This is a genomic window from Pseudomonas fluorescens (assembly GCF_005938625.1).
Classification (GTDB): domain Bacteria; phylum Pseudomonadota; class Gammaproteobacteria; order Pseudomonadales; family Pseudomonadaceae; genus Aquipseudomonas; species Aquipseudomonas fluorescens_BD.
The window spans coordinates 320,143-338,891 of the sequence record NZ_VCNJ01000008.1; the positions used below are offsets into that span (position 1 = coordinate 320,143).

Here is an 18,749-nt window from a genome sequence, read left to right on the forward strand (position 1 = left end):
CTCGCGAAGGGGCCGGCACTGCACCACTAATATTGCGTTAAGTCCGCGATTCCTGCGGCACCTCAGTCGCAATCACCTCCCCCTCCTGCGGCGACCGCTTCGGCAACAAAACCTGCTGTGGATAAGTCTGCGCGAAATGCACCTCCGGGCTGTTATCCACAAGCTTTTTCAAGCGCTGATTGAACGCCCGGCTCACCGCATACTGACCGCCCGACACCGTACGGAACTGCGCCGTCAGCACCACGCCGTTCAGATCCATTTTGTCCACGCCAAACACATCCAGCGGCCCTTGCAGGTTGTACTTGAGGAACGGATCTTCGCGGATCGAATCGCCGGTCTCGCGGATCAGTTCAATGGCCTTGTCGACATCCGTGTCATAAGTGAACTGCACCGAGAAAAACGCAAAGGCAAACTGCCGCGATTGGTTGGTCACAGCCTTGATCTGGCCGAACGGCACCGAGTGCACGAAACCCTTGCCGTCACGCAGGCGCAACGTACGAATGGTCAGCCCTTCGACGGTGCCGGCATGGCCCGAATCGAGCACCACCCAATCGCCGATCGACAGGGTGTCTTCGATGATGATGAACAACCCGGTGATCACGTCCTGCACCAGTTGCTGCGAACCGAAGCCGATGGCCAGACCGACCACTCCGGCACCGGCCAGCAGTGGCGCAACGTTGATCCCAAGATTGGCCATAGTGGTGATTGCGCAGATCACCACGAGGATGATTTTGATCGCGTTGCGCAGCAACGGCAGGATGGTTTTCACCCGTGTGCTCGGTTGGCGTGCGGCGCGTTTGCTGAGCGGCGGCTTCAACGCTTCCTGAATCGCCGTGTCGAGCACCACCCACAGCAACCACGTCACCAGGAAAATCAGGCCGATGCTGCTTAACGCGTTGCTGATGGCTCTTCCGACCGTGCTGCTCTGGGCAAAATCGAGCAGCGACACGCCCCAGATCCGCCCGAGGATATCGATGAAGGCAATGGCGATGACGATCCGCAGCAAGGCATGCAAGAGGCTGAGGAAACGTTCCTTGTAGGCGCTGCTGCGCTGGATTGCTTCGGCCTTTCGTGACTTGAACAAGTGCTGCAGGATCGTGCTGAGGAACACCGTGCCGATCAGCAACACCGTGGTGAACAACGCGCAACGCAGGGCTTTCTGATTGTCCTCGCCGATGCCGATCAGGTTGACTGCCGAGACCAGCACCATCAGCACGATCGGCCAATACCACAGCCCGGAAAAGATCCGCAGCGACTCCTGCAACGAAGGCTGTTTCAGCCGCTGACTGAGCGAACGATTGCGGATCAGATGCGCCACCGGGCGACGTAGACGAATCACTAACAAGCCGAAAATCACTGAGGCAATCAAGCCCGTAAATACCGCGATGCTGCTGGTGATATTGCCACCCAGTTGACGGGCGATCTGCGGGCTGGTCAGCGCATCGCTGAGGGCGGCGAGAAAGCCGATCAGGAACAGCGGACGCGGGCAGTAGTTGCGGATGATCCGCGCCGCCGGGCGTTTATGGCCGACGTTGAACATCACCACTACGCACAACAACATCGAGGTGGAAAAGATGCCGCTACTGGTGGCGTAGGCCAGACACAGTGCCAGTGCACGCCCTACCGAGGCTTGCAGAAAATGGCTGACGTACAGCGTCAGCGGCAGGCAGATCAGCGCCGGTAAGGTGTACGGCAGCAAATAACCAATCAGGTCCTGACTGCGCTGGCGGGTGCGCAACCAGCGACCTTCGCGCAGACGTTTGGCCAACAGGCTGCCGAGTACCGTCAACAAAGCAAAACTGCCGAGCCAAGTACCGGACAGCGAGAGGAAATCCCCAGCGACGCTCCAGCCCGAGCGGTTCGACGGTTGATTGACCAGTTTGTCGACTTCATCTGCGGCGCGATCGGCGCGCAGGCGCCAGGCGTCGACCAAATGTTCGTTGAGATCGAGTTTGTCCTGGACGTCGTCGATGCTCGAACTGATTGCACCGAGCAGACCGCCCTGCACAATCGGTTCGGGTTTGGCCGCTTCTTCGGTGGCGTCCGGGACGCCTGGCAATGCGGCGGCGTCAATTTCACTGGCGCCGAGAAACAGCAGTGCTCCCAGCAGAATTGCGATCCTGAACTTGACCAAAACTCCGATCTCCCGTGGCTGAACCTGTAAGGAACTGATCGGTAATTGCACAGCAAGTTCAAGAGCACCCTCACAGAGCATCACCGCGAACCCCGATCGCTCCCACGCTCTGCGTGGGAATGCAGCCAGCGACGCTCTGCGTCCCAGAAGCGGACGCGGAGCGTCCATTGAGGCGTTCCCACGCGGAGCGTGGGAACGATCAACAAAGACCAGCGCCCTTATCCCTTGTGAGGCGAACTCAAATCCTGAGAACCCTGAAGATCAGCTCCCTTCCCCCTCGCCCCCTTTGGGGGATAGGGTTGGGGTGAGGGGGAGCGTTTTTGATCTGCGCCTTGGACGTGACCGTCCGTAACGCCATCGAAACTTTCCCGGCCCGCCCGCAGTCATCAAAAGATACCGGCAACACGAGGACTTTCGACGGGAGGGCGGCATGGCAACGATTCATATCGGTATTTCCGGCTGGCGCTACGAACCGTGGCGCGGGGACTTCTACCCCAAGGGACTGGCGCACAAACGCGAATTGCAGTTCGCGTCGAGAGCGGTCAACAGCATCGAAATCAATGGATCGTTCTACGCCCTGCAACGGCCCGAACGTTATGCCCAGTGGTACGCCGAAACACCCGACGACTTCGTTTTCAGCGTCAAGGCGCCGCGCTTCATCACCCACATTCGCCGCTTGCGCGAGATCGAAAAACCACTGGCGAACTTCTTCGCCTCCGGGGTGCTGGAACTCAAGGAAAAGCTCGGGCCGATCCTTTGGCAATTCCCGCCAAACTTCAAATTCGAGCCCGAGCGCTTCGAACATTTCCTCGCGCTACTGCCCCACGATACCGAAGCTGCTGCCACCCTCGCCCGGGAACACGACGCTCACCTGCACGGTCACGCGAGCATGAAAGCCTGGCGTAGAAAACCGCTGCGCCACGCCGTGGAAATCCGCAACGACAGCTTCCTTGATCCCGATTTTGTGCGCCTATTGAAGCGCTACAACACCGCACTGGTGATCGCCGACACCGCCGATAAATGGCCGTACCGCGAAGACCTCACCAGCGACTTTGTCTACCTGCGTCTGCACGGTGCCGAAGAACTCTACGCCAGCGGCTACACCGCGCCAGCCCTCAAGCGCTGGGCCGAGCGCATCGACGCTTGGCACCACGGCGAGCAACCAAAGGATGCTCATCTGATCGCTCCACGCTTGAAGCCGCGCGCGCGCAAATCCCGCGAAGTGTTCTGCTACTTCGACAACGACATCAAAGTCCGCGCGCCCTACGACGCCCGTGATCTGCTGCATCGTTTCGAACTGGATAAAGACCTCGTCACCACCCCCGGCGAACCCGCTGGCGAAGGAGTGTTGGCATGAGTATTCCAGAACCGGTTGGCTTCACTGATGAAGGCTCTGTTGTTGCGCCTTCGGTACGCACCTTCACCGTGCTGACGGTCAACACCCACAAGGGTTTCACCGCCCTCAACCGACGCTTCATCCTCCCGGAACTGCGCGAAGCCGTGCGCAGCGTCGCTGCCGACGTAGTGTTTCTGCAGGAAGTTCACGGCACCCACGAACATCATCCCAAGCGCTACAGCAATTGGCCGACGATGCCGCAATATGAATTCCTCGCCGACAGCCTCTGGCCGCAGTTCGCCTATGGGCGCAACGCGGTGTACCCGGAGGGCGACCACGGCAACGCGTTGCTGTCGAAATACCAGATCATCCGTCACGACAACCTCGACGTGTCTATCAATGGCCACGAGAACCGCGGCCTGCTGCATTGCGTGTTGCGCCTGCCGGGTGACGGCACCGAAGTGCATGCGATCTGCGTGCATCTGGGTCTGCGCGAAAGTCATCGCAACGCCCAGCTGGATTTACTCATGCAACGCTTGGCGGAGTTGCCCGACGACGCACCGGTGATCGTCGCTGGCGATTTCAACGACTGGCGCCAGCGCGCCGATGCGCAGCTAAAACCTTGCGGCCTGCGCGAAGTGTTCGCCGAGCACCAGGGCAAACCGGCGCGCAGTTTTCCCGCGCGCCTGCCAACACTGCGCCTTGATCGTATTTACGTGCGCAACCTCAAGGCCAGCCAGCCAAAAGTTCTGGCGAACCGGCCTTGGTCGCACCTTTCCGACCACGTTCCTTTATCGGTAGAGATCGAACTATGAGCAGCGCGCCGCTGGAGAAATCCGCTGTGGAACCGATCGCCATCAACCCGCCGATACGCGAGCCCGGCCACGTTGATGTCGAGTACCGCTGGCAGGGCAATAATCGCGTCGAGTTGCTGGAAAATGGTGAAGAGTATTTCCCGCGGGTGTTCGATGCGATGCGCGCGGCGAAGAGTGAAATCCTCCTCGAGACCTTTATCGTTTTTGAAGACAAGGTCGGTGCCGAGTTACAGGAGATTCTGATCGACGCAGCCCGGCGTGGCGTGCGCACCACGGTCAGCCTCGACGGCTTCGGTTGTGGCGAGTTGACCACCGGCTATCTCGCCGCGTTGAGCGAGGCCGGCGTGCATCTGCAAATCTTCGATCCGGCACCGAAACGCCTGGGCATTCGCACCAACTGGTTCCGTCGTTTGCACCGCAAGATCGTAGTGGTCGACGGCCTGACCGCGTTTATTGGCGGGATCAACTTTTCCGGCGATCACCTCGCTGATTTCGGCCCTGAAGCCAAGCAGGATTATTCGGTGCAGATCCAAGGGCCGGCAGTCGCTGACATCCACCACTTCGCCCTGCTGCAAAGCGGTCGGCCAGGTCGTGCGCGGTTCTGGTGGCAACGTCGGCGCCAGCGCCGCGCGGAGATGGCTTTCGAGGATCACGACGGACAGGTGCGCCTGGTGTTCCGCGATAACGACCAGCACAACTCCGATATAGAAGACGTGTATCTGCAGGTACTGCGCCGCGCCAAACGCCGGGTGGTGATCGCCAACGCCTACTTTTTTCCCGGTTACCGTTTGCTACGTGAAATCCGTAACGCGGCGCGGCGCGGGGTCGAGGTGCGCCTGATTCTGCAAGGCCAACCGGACATGCTGGTGGCCAAACTCGCGGCACGCATGACCTACGACTACCTGCTCAAGGCCGGCGTGCAGATTCATGAATATTGCCAGCGCCCGCTGCACGGCAAAGTGGCGCTGGTCGACGAAGAGTGGAGCACCGTTGGTTCGAGCAATCTCGACCCGTTGAGCCTGTCGCTGAACCTGGAAGCCAACGTACTGATCCGCGACCGCGCGTTCAATCAGCATCTGTTCGAACGCCTCGAAGACCTCAGCCAAAACCACTGCAAAGCCATGGATGCCAGCAAGTCGCCGCGTGGGCGCATCTGGCACATGACCGTGGGGTTTCTGGTATTCCACTTTCTGCGGCATTTCCCGGCGATGGCCGGATGGTTGCCAGCGCATAAACCGCGGCTCAAGCCATTTCGAGGTAACACGCCATGAGCCATTCCGAAGCGCACCCGAGCGGCCATGCGGCGCCAGCAACTCATTCGAAATGGAGTCGCTGGAAGCGCCCGTTGACCCTGCTGTTTTTCCTCGCACTGATCGTGTTGCTGACGCTGTTCGCTACGCGCATCGAATGGGCCGAGGTGCTGCAAACTCTCGCCGATTTCAAGGTGCGCACACTGATCATCGCCGCCAGCCTGACGCTGCTGAGCTTTCTCGTGTACGCCAGTTTTGATCTGATCGGCCGCACTTACATCCGTCAGGACCTGACCTGGAAACAGATTCTGCCAGTGGGGATCATCAGCTATGCGTTCAACCTGAATTTGAGCGCATGGGTGGGCGGCATCGCCATGCGCTATCGGCTGTATTCGCGCCTTGGCGTGAGCAAAAGCAACATCGCCAAGATTCTCGGCTTGAGCCTGGCGACCAACTGGTTCGGCTACATGACCATCGCCGGTGCGGTTTTCAGCAGCGGACTGGTGAGCATGCCGCCGGGCTGGAAAGTCAGCAGTGATGCGCTGCAAGGCATCGGTGTGCTGTTACTGCTGATCAGCGCCGGCTATCTCGCCGCATGCCAGTTTTCCAAGCGCCGCGAGTGGTCGATTCGCGGGGTGGAAATCAACCTGCCGTCGTTGCGCATGGCGGTCCTGCAACTACTGCTGGGCGCGTTGAACTGGTCGCTGATGGCGGCGGTGATTTTCACTTTGTTACCGAGCAAACTCGATTATCCGTTGGTGCTGGGCGTTTTGTTGATCAGTGCGATCGCCGGGGTCATCACGCATATTCCAGCGGGGCTTGGGGTATTGGAGGCGGTGTTTGTCGCCTTGCTGCAACATGAGGCTTCGCGCGGCAGTCTGGTGGCGGGGTTGCTGGCGTATCGGGTGATTTATTTTCTGTTGCCGTTGTTGATCACGGTGGTGATGTATCTGGTGGTGGAGGCCAAGGCCAAGGCGCTGCGAATAGAGAAGAAACCCAGACATTAGAATCAAGATCAAAAGATCGCAGCCTTCGGCAGCTCCTACAGGGAGAATATATTTCAAATGTAGGAGCTGCCGAAGGCTGCGATCTTTTGATCTTCAGGATTGGATAATGCTCAACCGTTCACCCACGACCATCTCGGTAATCCAGTCCACCAGAATCGAGGTATACGCCTGCTGCGAAACCGGCTCGCTCAACGCATGATCGGCGCCGTCGATTATCCGGTGCGTCAGCGAATGGGTCTGCTGGCACGCCGCGCGGTAACTCATGATCGCCGCGTGGGGCACGTAGTCATCGGTTTCCGATTCCACCAGCAACACATCACCGGTGAATTGCGAGCAGGCATGCAATGCCCGGTTGGTGTCCGCGCGCACCAGCGTGCTGCGGTAATCGCGCAAATCGGCCTTGTCCAGCTCACGCTTGGGCGTGTGCCATTGCTCGTCGCGATACAGCGCCGGCACGCGCAACGCCAGCCAGCGTACCGGACGCAGCGAAGTCAGGATCGCCGCCAGGTACCCGCCATAACTGGTGCCAACCACGGCGATCGCCGAGGTGTCGAGCGCCGGATGCGCGAGCAAGCGGTCATACGCCGCGAGAAGATCGCGCAGATTGTCTTCGCGCGTCACACGGGTCAGCGGAATCCCGGTACCGCCGGTGTGCCCGCGCAAGTCGAAAGTCAGGCATACGCAACCAAGACCGGCGATGCCTTTGGCGCGCTCGAGATCACGTTCCTGACTACCGCCCCAACCGTGCACGAACAACACTCCCGGGACTTTCGATTTGGGACTGAGAAAGGTCCCGCTCATCTGTTCATCATCAATGTCGATTTGAATGCTTTCGCTTCTAGCCGTCATAGGATTTGACCGTTACGTATTTGAGGAGAAATTCACTGTTCTCGGCCGGCCCGCGATACACCTCGATGGCGTCCGCCGGCAGCGGCTGATCGATGTAGGTTTCCACCGAAGACACACGAATCGCGCGCATACCCGGATCGTTGACGAAACTTTGCAGCGCCGCGACCTCAGCACTGCTGGCGCCGCCCATGCGCCACGATTGTTCGAGTACACCGCTGCGGGATTTACCGTTGCTGTCCAGGCCCTGGGCGATGTCGTAATTGCGCCGCGACGCGTAAAAACGCGGATAGGCTTCATTCGCCGCACTGTCGAAAACCTGCGCCTGCTCAATGGCCAGACGCACATCGTCGGGCAGGTCCAGCGTCAGCAGTTCGTCATAACCACCCTGCACCACCAGCAGATTCGAGCCGCCATAGACCTCTTCGCCGTGAGCATCCTTGGTCAAGTATTGATCACCGCAGTAGCTCAGTACTTTATCGCCGATGAACGACTGGCCGACGCTGTGGGTGACAACGTCGCTCAAGTCCTGTTCCAGCACCACGCCCTCGCTGAACTGCTTTGCAATGTCGGGGCGGGCAAGGATTTGGTCGAAGGCATCCAGGCTTTTGATCACTTCTTGCCCGCGACCGGCGCAGGCGTGAACCGGCTTCAAACGGATCGGCCCGCTGTATAACAAATGCTCTGCAGCGGGCCGCGCATCCTCCAGCGAGAACACGCTGAGCCCGTCGAGCACCACATTGCGCGTTCGCTCGGAAAATAATGGCGACCAACCTTGCGGCGCCTGAGCCAGATGACTGTGCAAACCGTGGCTGATGGCTTTGGTGCAGATGAAATCGTGCTCGACAAAGCCACCCCACAAATCGTCGGGGCCGTTGATACCAAGTTGATGAGCGCTGGCAGTGCCGACTATGGTTTGCGTCGGTAGCAGATACAGGTCTCGGCCGCGGTGTTTGTCCGGGTCGTAACTGCCGCCGAACTTGCATCCGAGAATCTGCGCCAGCCATCGCGCCAAGGCCTTGTTGGTCTGTACTTCATGTTGCGGCGCGTCAGCGCGCACCGAATGGGCGACGACGATTTTCTTGCGAGGTGTCGGGGTCATGCGTTCCCCTTCCATCGGTTCGATGACTGTAGCGGTGAGAGGTGCAGAGATCAGGCCAACGGCGACTCTACGAAAATCCTAGTCCAATCAGAAACTTGCCGAAAACGTACTGGCACCACGCCTGTTTCAATCTGCACGACCGCGTGCAAAATCCCGGCAAATTGCACGACCTATAGTCCTATAGAGTTCAATGTGGAGCGAGCTTGCTCGCGAAGGCGTCGTGTCAGTCGACATCAAACTTACAGCCCCCACCGCTTTCGCGAGCAAGCTCGCTCCCACATTAGGTAATGGATGCTTTCGGGTTTGGGGACACACCAAACCGCGCCCGATAATCACTTGGCGCCAGCCCGGTGATCTTCTTGAATATCGCACGAAACGCGCCCGGATCCTGATAGCCCACCGTCCAGGCAATGTGATCGATCGTGCCATTGCTGAATTCGAGCATCTCACGCGCCTTGCCAACCCGCAGATGTTGGCAGTACTCGGTCGGTTTCAACCCGCTCGCCGCGCGAAAACGGCGCAGAAAGGTGCGCTCTTCCAACCCGGCCCGCACAGCCATCGCAGTCAACGATACATCCGTCGCGCCGGTGCTTTGCAGCCAGTGCTGCACCTTGAGAATCGCCGCATCGCCATGCCCGAGAATCGGCGCGAAGTTACTGCCGCACTCACTGGCGCTGTCACTGTGCTCAATCACCAGAAATCGCGCGGTGCCGGTGGCAATGCTCGGCCCGAGCAACCTGTCGACCAGACGTAATCCCAGTTCCGACCAAGCCATCAATCCGGCCGTGGTGATCAAGTCGCCGTCATCAACAATCGGCGTATCCGCCTTGAGTCTGATCTTCGGATAACGCTCGGCAAAGGCCTTGGCCGACGTCCAGTGGGTAGTGGCGCTACGGCCGTCGAGCAGACCGCTTTCAGCCAACATCAGCGAGCCTACGCAAACCCCGCCCAGCGTCGCACCGTGGGCATGTTGATCGCGTAACCATTGCATCAGGCTGGCCGGAGCCTGCGCCGCCGAAAACCCGCCAATCGATGGCGGAATCAGCACCGCCAGCAAAGCGCTGTCGTCACCCGCATGACTGTCGTAAGTGCGCGTTGGCGGCTGATCACTTTCGACCTGCCAGTGACTGACCCGCAGCACCGGCAATTGCGCAGCCTGATATTCGGCGGCAATCCGGTTGGCCACCGCAAACAAATCGGTCAAACCGTGCACCGCTGCCATCTGCGCACCGGGATAGATCAGCACGCCCAATTCAGCGATGGCGGCCCTTTCTGCGCCCATTGTCAGTTTTCCCCTGTCTATTGTCGGTGCGGCCAATCCTCGAATCGCTGGCCAGCGCCAATACTGAAGCCACTTCCAGCCAATACATCGAGGACACACCTATGGCCAAGCAAGCGCTCATCGTAGTCGATATCCAGAACGACTACTTCCCCCAAGGCAAGTGGCCGCTGGCCGGTGCCGATGCGGCTGCTGACAACGCCGCCCGGCTGATCGCCGCGTTCCGCGAGGCCGGTGATTCGGTAATACACATTCGCCACGAATTCACCTCAGCCGAGGCGCCGTTTTTCACCCCGGGTTCCGAGGGCGCCAAGCTGCACCCGAAAGTGCTCAATCGCGCTGATGAACCGGTGGTGCTTAAACACTTCGTCAATTCGTTCCGCGAAACCGAACTGCAAGCAATCCTCGACGAACATGGCATCAAGGAACTGGTGGTGGTCGGCAGCATGAGCCACATGTGTGTTGACGGCATTACCCGTGCGGCGGCAGATCTGGGTTATGGCGTGACCGTGATTCACGATGCCTGCGCCAGCCGCGATCTTGAGTTCAATGGCCTGACAGTGCCGGCGGCACACGTCCACGCCGCTTTCATGTCGGCACTGGGCTTCGCTTACGCCAGCGTGGTGTCCACTGACGAATTCCTCGCCGCCTAACGCTGAGTCACACTCTGTAAAACACCAGGCCCGCCTTGCAGCGGGCCTTTTTACAACTGTCATAAAAATCTCACGCGTGAGCCATTGATGGCACTTTGAATTGGTTGTAGTGTGGCTCACGCGTGAGATGTTCATAACCGAGCCATTGCCATGAAAACCCGTTCCCCCAAAGTGAAATCAGAGAGCCCGAAGGGGGAGCGCGCGAAACCGTCGGCGAAAAAACCGTCGAGCTTCTATATGAAGCAGATGCGCGCGGGCCTGGCCGCTGCCGGTTATGTGAAACACGAAACTTGGGTGCTTCCCGAAAACCGAAGCTTGCTCAAGCAAATGGAGCAACAGCTACGCCAACCGATTCTGGCTGGCTCTTTCATGTCGGAGAATTACATGAGCGCAGGCAACAACTGGACCATCGATAGCCTCTTCAACGCCCTCAAGGCCCTGGATGAGGTGGCTTCGCAAGAGACTACTCTGTCGCTGATCCAGAGCTCCGAACCCAGCATCAAGCTGGAAATGAACGAATTCGGCGGTCTGCCGATTCACATCGCCCTGGCCGGTCAGCAGATCATCGTCGACACCGTGCTGGTGGACATCGACTCGATCAGCGACGTGCGCGCCTTCAACGATGCCGTGCTGCGCAGCCGGGAAATGTTCCCGCTGTCGTCGATCGGTATCGAGTCGATGCCGAACGGGCAGACCGTTTACAACATGTTTGGCGCCCTCAGCGCCGACTCGAGCCTGACCAACGTGGTGACCGAGGTGAAAACCCTGGTCGACAACGTGCAGCGCGCGAGTGAAGCCTTCGAACACTTCTTCAAGTAATCAACAGGGAATATCCAATGACTCAGTCCATCTGGAGCAAGTTGTTCACCGCGCTGCGCGGCGGCGCCAATGAAGTCGGCGAAGCGATCGCCGACCAACAGGCCCTGCGCATCCTCGACCAGGAAATTCGCGATGCCGACAGCGCGCTGTCGAACGCCCGTCGCGAACTGGTCACCATCATGGCCAAGCACAAACTGGCCGCCGACCGCGTGAGCGAGTACGACGCCAAGATCAAGGATCTGGAAGCCAAAGCCGTCTCGGCGCTGAATGCCGGCCGTGAAGACCTGGCGCTGGAAGTGGCCGAAGCGATTTCGACCCTGACCAACGAGCTGGATGTTGAGAAAAAGCAGAGCGACGAGTTCGGCACTTACGCCGAAAACATGCGCAAAGACATCAGCAAGGCCGAGTCGCGTATCAAGAGCCTGCGCCAGCAAGTGGACATGGCCAAAGCCCGCGAAAGCGTGCAGAAAGCCCAGGTCAGCGCCTCCATCGCCAGCGGTGGCGCCAATGGCAAACTGGAAACCGCCGTCGGTACGTTGAACCGCCTGCAAGCCAAGCAGCAGCAACGCGCGGCTGAATTGAGCGCTGCCGACGAACTGGCTGACGCTTCGACCGGCAACGACCTGGAACGCAAACTGCGCGACGCCGGCATCACGCCGAACGAAGGCAGCGCCAACGCGATTCTTGAGCGTCTGAAGCAAAAGTCTGCTCAGTAAACACTGCACAAAAAACCTGTGGGAGCGAGCTTGCTCGCGAAAGCGTCGTATCAGTCGCCATCAATGTTGACTGACACGCCCTCTTCGCGAGCAAGCTCGCTCCCACATGGTTTACGGCGTGTCGTTCGCCGTTCGGCCCGGTACACTAGCGACGTTTTTTTCGCCGACGAACACCTCCACCCGCTTCAAGGAACGTACCCATGGGATGGTTTAAAGACTTGCTGGGCACCAGCAACTGGCAGACCGCTGCGCCAACTCCGACCGTTGCCAGTGGCCCACTCGGCATGGCCCAAGGCAAGGCTGTCAGGTTCGATACGACGCTGGCGCTGTTGCTCGATGGCTCGACTACAGTGCGAGTGCCCTTCGATCAGGCGATCTGGAGCCACGGCTGGGTCGACCTCGGCCAGTCCAATAAACTGCACCGCTATTACATGAATGACGAGGATTTCTGGCTGCAGATTCACGTCACCGGTGACGATCAGATCGAATCGGTCACCCTGTTCAACTACCTCAGTTACGTGACCGTCAACAGTGACGCCGAACTGCAGCGCCTGGCCGGCCCCAATAGCTCGATCGGACTGCCGACCTACACCCACGAAGGTGTCGAATACACCCGCGAGTGGGGCACCGAGCACGGCCAGACCGAACTCGTACCGATGACCGAACAGGTGGTCAATCCGGACGAGAGCTACACCATCGAACACCACTCCATGCTTTATGCGCGCGAGACCGGCCTGACCGATCGCCGCGAATTGCTGCTGTTCTCCGTCGAACAGGATGAAGAAGGCACCGTCAGCCTGAGCACCTCGCTCGGCATCTCGCTGTACACGACAGATCTGAGCACCATTTAAAAAAGGAAGTTTTACATGCTGGAAGTGCTGGCCGTTTCCCTGAACAAAACCGCTCTGGTCGGTTTCGTCGTCTACCTCATCGGCGCCGTACTGCTGTTCATGCTGTTTCAATTCGTCTACACGCGCATCACGCCACACAAGGAGTTCGAGCTGATTCGTTCCGGCAACATCGCCGCAGCAATCGCCCTGTCCGGCGCGATCATCGGCTTCGCGATTCCTGCCAGTAACGTGATTGCATTTTCGGTCAATGTTCTCGACTTCGTACTCTGGGCAGTGATTGCCGCCGTCGTGCAACTGCTGGCGTTTCTTGCCACGGGTCTGGTGCTCAAAGGCACCTCCCAGCGCATCGCCAATGGTGAAATCGCCTCCGGCATCTACGTCGCGGCGGTCGCGATCAGCGTCGGCATGCTCAACGCCGCGTGCATGACACCGTCCAACTGATCGGCAGGAAGCCTTAGATGAAACGCAGCAAATACGTTCAGTTGTCCCTCGCTGCCTCGGTGGCCATGGCCGTTTCCGGCCAAGTGACAGCCGCGGATCAACCGCGCAATTTCCAGAACGTTGAACAGTGCGTCGACGCCGAAGTGGCTGCCGATGTCTGCTCCAACGCCTACGTCGCCGCTCTGACCGAACACCGGCGCATCGCCCCGGCGTACGACGCCAAGGCCAAGTGCGACGCGGACTTTGCCGCTGACTGGTGCCAGAAGAATTCCGACGGCCGCTTCGTGCCGAAACTCGGCGGCTTCAAAGTGCCGCAGGAAGGTGAGCCGGCGCAGAACCTCGACGCCATCGCGAATGCGCAAATGCCTGCGGGAAACGCGGCGGCGGTGCAGAATGTGCAAAATACTTCGCACACCTCCAGCGGCGGCAACGGCTGGTTGACTGGCTGGCTGATCGGCAACGCCATGAGCAACAACGCCGAACGCACGGTTTACCGCGATCGTGACACGCGCCAGCCCTATAACACCTCGACGCAATACCGCAGAGCCGAAACCACGACGCGCAACCAACCCGATTACGAGAGCAGCAAAAGCAAACCGGTCAACGTTGCCTCGTCGACCTCTCGCGGCGGCTTCGGCAGCCAGTCCAGCGCCCGTAGCGGCTGGGGTGGCTGGGGTAGCAGTTCCGGTCGTTCGAGCAGCTGACCATGAAGAAGATCCTCTGCGCCGAGCGCCCCGACTGGAAACACACCGCCGAAAGTCTCGGCTTCATGTTCCACACCATAGACGACGAGCCATACTGGGACGAAAGCGCGTACTACCAGTTCACGCTCGCGCAGATCGAAAACGATCTCGAGGACCCGACCAGCGAACTGCACGAGATGTGCATGGACCTGGTCGACCGTGTGGTGCACAGCGAGGAACTGCTCGATCGCTTGAGCATCCCGGCGCCGTACTACGACATGATCCGTACTTCATGGCTGGAAGGTCATCCGCATCTGTACGGCCGCATGGACTTTTCCTACAGCGGCAACGGCCCGGCGAAACTGCTGGAACTCAACTACGACACCCCGACCAGTCTTTATGAAGCAGCGGCGTTTCAGTGGGGCTGGCTGGAACAATGCATCGAGCGCGGCACGCTGCCGCGCCATGCCGACCAGTTCAACAGCATCGACACCCAACTGCATCAGGCCTTTGCTGAGTTACAACTGAAGCGGCCATTCTACTTCGCTTCGATGAAAGAATCGGTTGAGGACAAGGGCACCACGGATTACCTGCGGCTGATCGCCGAGAAGGTCGGCATCGAATCACGGCACATCGATATTGAAGACATCGGTTTGACGGCTGAAGGGCGTTTCGTCGATCTGGAAGATCGCTGGATTCCGCACCTGTTCAAGCTGCATGCCTGGGAGTTTATCTTCCACGAACCGTTCGGCGCGGCGATTGCCGAGTGCGACACGCAGTTTTTCGAACCGGCGTGGAAGGCGATTCTGTCGAACAAGGGGGCACTGCCGTTGCTGTGGGAACTGCACAAAGGGCATCCGAATCTGCTGGCCGCGCATCTCGACCCGAATCCGACCAACGCCGTGCCCAAGGGCTGGGTACGCAAGCCGTACTTTTCCCGGGAAGGCGCCAACATTGAGCTGCAAACGGCTGACGGTCTGATCGTCAAAGAGGACGGCCCCTACACTGATGCGCCGTTTATCCTGCAGGAATTTGCACCGCTGCCGAAATTTGGCGACAGCTACACGCTGATCGGTTCCTGGGTGATCGGCGATCAGGCAGCGGGGATTGGTGTAAGGGAAGATAACAGCCTGATCACCAAAGATTCGAGCCGGTTTCTGCCGCACCTGATCCTCGACTGACTTGCTCGGCAGATGGCTGCCCGACACTAAAAACCGCAGCGTTTGCGCACTGCGGTTTTTTTGTTTCTGTGCCAGGTTACGCAATATCCACCGAACGAACTGGCGATTCCACGGGTGGTTTTTCCCTCGCCGTTTCAGTCGCGCCAACGCCAGCCATTCTGCGCCGGGCGATCTCTGCACCACGGCGCCGCAATGGCGTTTCGACGAAGCGGAAATTGAGTTCACTGCACACGACCATGATCACCAGCGAGGTCAGCAGCAGCTCTACCGTGAAGGCAGCCCCCAACTCCACGTCTCTGCTGGCGGCAATGCGCGTCCAGATCTCGGTGCTCAGATGGTAGGCAAAGATGTGCACGACGTATAACGCGTAAGAGCGCGAACCGAGCCACTGGAAAAGACCATTGAGCAGCGCCGGGCAGTAGATGTAGCCCTTCTGATAACTGGCGAGCCAGACAATGATCAACGCCGTGATCGCGATCAGACCGACGGCAATCGGCGCCATGATCATCTGACCGGCGATGGCGCCCATCATGTACAGAAGGAACAACGTGATGGCCAGACGCTTGAACCTGCTGCCGCCAAGCCCGACAGGTTCAATATCCTTGTACAAAGAGGTGCGGGTGAACAGGCAAAGCAGAATCCCCCACATCATCGCGTCCAGGCGGAACGAGAAAAGCATCGGTGCGGGAGGGGCTGCGAAGGTATCGCGATTGAACGGAAATTGCGCCGCGATCAGCAAGATCAGAATCATCACGCGCCAGCGGGGCGACGTCACCAACAGCAGGAACAACGGAAAGATGAAGTAGAACTGCTCTTCCAGCGCCAGGCTCCAATACACGGAATTCGGCCCCAGCAGCACCCCGTACTGATTCGCCAGATTACCGGAGAACGTGGCCACCGCGGTGAAACTGCGCAAGTTTTCATACCAGGACTGGAACGCATTCGACTGGTTGAAAAAGATCGAGAACGCCAGCGGTATCAACACCCACAGCCAGGCTGTCGGCAGCAATCGGTAGGCGCGCCGGATCCAGAAAGACGTTGCCGCAAGGCCAAAGCGGTTCTGCTCGCGGTTCTTATCGAAGTAATCGAGATAGGCCTTGCTGACGACGAAACCGGAAATACAGAAGAATAGATCAACGCCGGTCCACGGCGCATACACATTGAACACCTTCAACAGGTATAAACCGAAGAACGGCAACAACTGAGGGAGATGGGCAAAAATGGTCATGAGAATGGCCACGCCCCGCAGAAACTCAATTTCCTTGTTTTTGCTACTGCTCATCGGTTTCTCTTGTTTTTGTGAATGAACAAGCGCTGATAGTCACGCAATCTGTTCTTGAGAAGATGGGCCGGTTCTCCAGCCGCCGGGGCCGATCATGGAATGGCTTGCGATGGCGTTCAAGAGCCTTCGGCAAACTTTACCGGCACGCGCTGACGCGTGAATATTCGCTTTATGTTTCGCCAAAACGACGAAACCCCCGCAATGCGGGGGTTTCGAGCTAAGCCAGGTGACGGCTCAGGGACAAATCAGAACGGGATATCGTCATCGAAGCTGTCGAAATCCGGAGCCGGTTGCGGTGCGGCCTGCTGTGGAGCCGGGGCCGAACGCTGCTGTGGAGCCGACTGCTGCGGGCGCGGAGCCTGCTGGCGTGGAGCCGGAGCCGACTGCTGGTAGTTGTTGCCACCGCCTTGTTGATCGCCCTGTTGTGGACGGCCGCCGAGCAGTTGCATGGTGCCTTGCATGTCGACCACGATTTCGGTGGTGTAACGCTTGATACCGTCTTTTTCCCACTCACGGGTCTGCAGCTTGCCTTCGATGTAGACCTGCGAACCCTTGCGCAGGTATTCGCCGGCGATTTCGGCAACCTTGCCGAACATCGAAACACGGTGCCACTCGGTCTTCTCGACCTTCTGACCGGTTTGCTTGTCGGTCCATTGTTCGCTGGTGGCCAGACTCAGGTTGGTCACGGCGTTACCGTTAGGCAGGTAGCGAACTTCGGGATCCTGGCCGCAAGTGCCGACCAATATGACTTTGTTAACCCCACGGGCCATAACGTTCTCCTAGGCTTCGCAAGCAGCCCCGGCCGGGTTGTTCACCAGGCGTTCGAGGGTGTCGCGATCCACTAATTCTTTGTCCAGTTTGATGTAAACAGCCGCTTCGTCAGCAACTATCACTGCATCGGTTACCCCTACGAGGGCCTTGAGGCGCTCGACCAGACCCGCTTCGCGGATCGCTTCGGGCGACAACGGCAAGCGCAGACTCGTCACGTAGGGAGGTTCACGCATGGTAACAGCAAAGGCTAACCAAAGTGCAGCCAGCCCGGCACATCCAAGGAACACAACCGACAGACCGCCATGCTGAAACAGCCAGCCGCCGAGTATCCCGCCGAGTGCCGAACCGAGGAACTGGCTGGTGGAGTACACGCCCATCGCCGTGCCCTTCCCGCCTGCCGGTGAAACCTTGCTGATCAGCGACGGCAATGAAGCCTCCAGCAGATTGAACGCGGTGAAGAACACCACCGTACCGATCACCAGAGCCCGCAGGCTGTCGCCGAACTGCCAGAAGAATAGCTCAGTCAGCATCAGCGTCATGACGGCGCCGAGCAAAACTCGTTTCATTTTGCGTTTCTTCTCGCCATAGATGATGAACGGGATCATGGCGAAGAACGAAATCAGCAGCGCGGTGAGGTAGACCCACCAGTGCTGCTCCTTGGGCAAACCGGCTTTTTCCACCAGTGCCAGGGGCAATGCGACGAAGCTCGACATCAACATGGCATGTAACACAAAGATGCCCAGATCGAGGCGCAGCAGGTCCGGATGCTTGAGTGTCGGCATCAAGGCCTGACGCGCGACGCCGGACTCACGATGCTGCAGCGGCCCGGTAGAGCGCGGCACCATGAACATGATGATGGCGATACCGACCAGAGCCATGGCACCCGTGGCGAGGAACAGTCCGGACAAACCGAAAGCCCGGGTCAGTAAAGGCCCGACGACCATGGCCACGGCAAACGACAAACCGATGGTCATGCCGATCATGGCCATCGCCTTGGTGCGGTGCTGTTCGCGGGTCAGATCGGAGAGCAACGCCATGACTGCGGCGGAAATAGCCCCGGCACCTTGCAGGATCCGTCCGGCGATCACGCCCCAGATCGAATCAGCCTGTGAAGCCAGGACACTGCCGAGCGCGAAGACGATCAGCCCGAGGTAAATCACCGGACGACGGCCTATGCGGTCGGAAATGATCCCGAAGGGTATCTGGAAAATTGCCTGGGTCAGGCCGTAAGCGCCGATAGCCAACCCGATCAGGGCCGGGGTCGCTCCCGCCAGATCCATGCCGTAGGTCGCCAGTACCGGCAACACCATGAACATGCCCAGCATACGGAAGGCGAACACCAGGGCCAGACCGCTCGCCGCGCGGGTCTCGCTGCCACTCATGCGTTCGCTGTGGGGATCGTGCATGGAAAAACCTCGTGTGAACCGGCGGCGATTCTACCAGTCCCATCGGAAGACGGGGTAGATCGCGACGCTTTGACGCGTATAGATGAAACTCTCTTCATCCAGGGCAAAAAACCCTTCGTTTGATAGTGTGCATCCATCCAGTATTTGGCCGTATACTCCTACGTTTTCGACGCCCGC

At 59.1% G+C, this 18,749-nt stretch carries 18 protein-coding genes; 11 read left to right on the forward strand and 7 right to left on the reverse strand.

Features of this window, described 5'->3' with window-relative positions; translation table 11 throughout:
• Positions 1-37 precede the first annotated feature (37 nt).
• Positions 38-2,134 (reverse strand): mechanosensitive ion channel family protein, encoded by a 2,097-nt coding sequence (locus FGA82_RS07635; protein WP_141126616.1) that lies wholly within the window; start codon positions 2,132-2,134, stop codon positions 38-40.
• Between the two features lie 430 nt (positions 2,135-2,564).
• Here FGA82_RS07635 and FGA82_RS07640 point away from each other — a divergent pair, with 430 nt between their 5' ends.
• Genes FGA82_RS07640 through FGA82_RS07655 form a run of 4 tightly spaced genes read left to right on the forward strand, consistent with a single transcriptional unit; the run spans position 2,565 to position 6,542 of the window.
• On the forward strand, positions 2,565-3,491 hold the full coding sequence (locus FGA82_RS07640; RefSeq protein ID WP_141126617.1) for a DUF72 domain-containing protein: 927 nt from the start codon (positions 2,565-2,567) through the stop codon (positions 3,489-3,491).
• Positions 3,488-4,285, forward strand: a complete 798-nt coding sequence (locus tag FGA82_RS07645) for an endonuclease/exonuclease/phosphatase family protein (protein ID WP_141126618.1) — start codon at positions 3,488-3,490, stop codon at positions 4,283-4,285. The genes FGA82_RS07640 and FGA82_RS07645 overlap by 4 nt, the downstream gene beginning before the upstream one ends.
• The gene (clsB, locus tag FGA82_RS07650; RefSeq protein WP_141126619.1) at positions 4,282-5,556 is read left to right on the forward strand and encodes a cardiolipin synthase ClsB; all 1,275 of its coding nucleotides are present in this window, start codon (positions 4,282-4,284) and stop codon (positions 5,554-5,556) included. The genes FGA82_RS07645 and clsB overlap by 4 nt, the downstream gene beginning before the upstream one ends.
• A complete protein-coding gene (locus FGA82_RS07655) occupies positions 5,553-6,542 on the forward strand; it encodes a lysylphosphatidylglycerol synthase domain-containing protein (protein ID WP_141126620.1) in 990 nt (329 codons plus the stop codon). The genes clsB and FGA82_RS07655 overlap by 4 nt, the downstream gene beginning before the upstream one ends.
• Before the next feature lie 93 nt (positions 6,543-6,635).
• On the opposite strand, the gene FGA82_RS07660 is transcribed toward FGA82_RS07655, so the two are convergent.
• The 3 genes from FGA82_RS07660 to FGA82_RS07670 all read right to left on the reverse strand — a co-directional run bounded on the left by FGA82_RS07660 (position 6,636) and on the right by FGA82_RS07670 (position 9,772).
• Complete coding sequence (locus FGA82_RS07660) at positions 6,636-7,391, reverse strand: alpha/beta hydrolase family protein (protein ID WP_102901724.1); 756 nt, start codon at positions 7,389-7,391, stop codon at positions 6,636-6,638.
• A complete protein-coding gene (locus FGA82_RS07665; RefSeq protein ID WP_141126621.1) occupies positions 7,381-8,490 on the reverse strand; it encodes a DUF3182 family protein in 1,110 nt (369 codons plus the stop codon). Before FGA82_RS07665 ends, FGA82_RS07660 begins: the two co-directional genes overlap by 11 nt.
• A 280-nt stretch (positions 8,491-8,770) precedes the next feature.
• The gene (locus tag FGA82_RS07670; protein WP_141126622.1) at positions 8,771-9,772 is read right to left on the reverse strand and encodes a GlxA family transcriptional regulator; all 1,002 of its coding nucleotides are present in this window, start codon (positions 9,770-9,772) and stop codon (positions 8,771-8,773) included.
• A gap of 101 nt (positions 9,773-9,873) precedes the next feature.
• Between FGA82_RS07670 and FGA82_RS07675 the strand changes: the two genes are divergently transcribed.
• The 7 genes from FGA82_RS07675 to FGA82_RS07710 all read left to right on the forward strand — a co-directional run bounded on the left by FGA82_RS07675 (position 9,874) and on the right by FGA82_RS07710 (position 15,113).
• Positions 9,874-10,422 (forward strand): cysteine hydrolase family protein, encoded by a 549-nt coding sequence (locus tag FGA82_RS07675; protein ID WP_141126623.1) that lies wholly within the window; start codon positions 9,874-9,876, stop codon positions 10,420-10,422.
• 150 nt (positions 10,423-10,572) lie between these two features.
• Positions 10,573-11,241, forward strand: coding sequence for a YjfI family protein (locus FGA82_RS07680; protein ID WP_141126624.1), 669 nt, complete (start codon positions 10,573-10,575; stop codon positions 11,239-11,241).
• 17 nt (positions 11,242-11,258) lie between these two features.
• Positions 11,259-11,957: a PspA/IM30 family protein gene (locus FGA82_RS07685; RefSeq protein WP_038362095.1), complete on the forward strand. Its 699-nt coding sequence runs from the start codon at positions 11,259-11,261 to the stop codon at positions 11,955-11,957.
• A gap of 200 nt (positions 11,958-12,157) precedes the next feature.
• Positions 12,158-12,808 (forward strand): DUF2491 family protein, encoded by a 651-nt coding sequence (locus FGA82_RS07695; RefSeq protein ID WP_141126625.1) that lies wholly within the window; start codon positions 12,158-12,160, stop codon positions 12,806-12,808.
• A gap of 15 nt (positions 12,809-12,823) precedes the next feature.
• Entirely contained in the window at positions 12,824-13,249 is a 426-nt protein-coding gene (locus FGA82_RS07700) for a DUF350 domain-containing protein (RefSeq protein WP_141126626.1), read from the forward strand.
• 17 nt (positions 13,250-13,266) lie between these two features.
• Complete coding sequence (locus tag FGA82_RS07705; protein ID WP_141126627.1) at positions 13,267-13,953, forward strand: DUF1190 domain-containing protein; 687 nt, start codon at positions 13,267-13,269, stop codon at positions 13,951-13,953.
• 2 nt (positions 13,954-13,955) lie between these two features.
• Positions 13,956-15,113, forward strand: coding sequence for a glutathionylspermidine synthase family protein (locus tag FGA82_RS07710; protein WP_141126628.1), 1,158 nt, complete (start codon positions 13,956-13,958; stop codon positions 15,111-15,113).
• Between the two features lie 76 nt (positions 15,114-15,189).
• Here FGA82_RS07710 and FGA82_RS07715 read toward each other — a convergent pair whose 3' ends face one another.
• From FGA82_RS07715 to FGA82_RS07725, 3 genes are all read right to left on the reverse strand, one after another.
• Positions 15,190-16,395, reverse strand: coding sequence for an acyltransferase family protein (locus FGA82_RS07715; RefSeq protein WP_141126629.1), 1,206 nt, complete (start codon positions 16,393-16,395; stop codon positions 15,190-15,192).
• A gap of 245 nt (positions 16,396-16,640) precedes the next feature.
• Positions 16,641-17,165, reverse strand: a complete 525-nt coding sequence (locus FGA82_RS07720; RefSeq protein ID WP_008081898.1) for a single-stranded DNA-binding protein — start codon at positions 17,163-17,165, stop codon at positions 16,641-16,643.
• Between the two features lie 9 nt (positions 17,166-17,174).
• Positions 17,175-18,572 carry an MFS transporter gene (locus FGA82_RS07725; protein ID WP_141126630.1) on the reverse strand — a complete coding sequence of 466 codons (1,398 nt, stop codon included), beginning with the start codon at positions 18,570-18,572 and terminating at the stop codon, positions 17,175-17,177.
• Positions 18,573-18,749 lie beyond the last annotated feature (177 nt).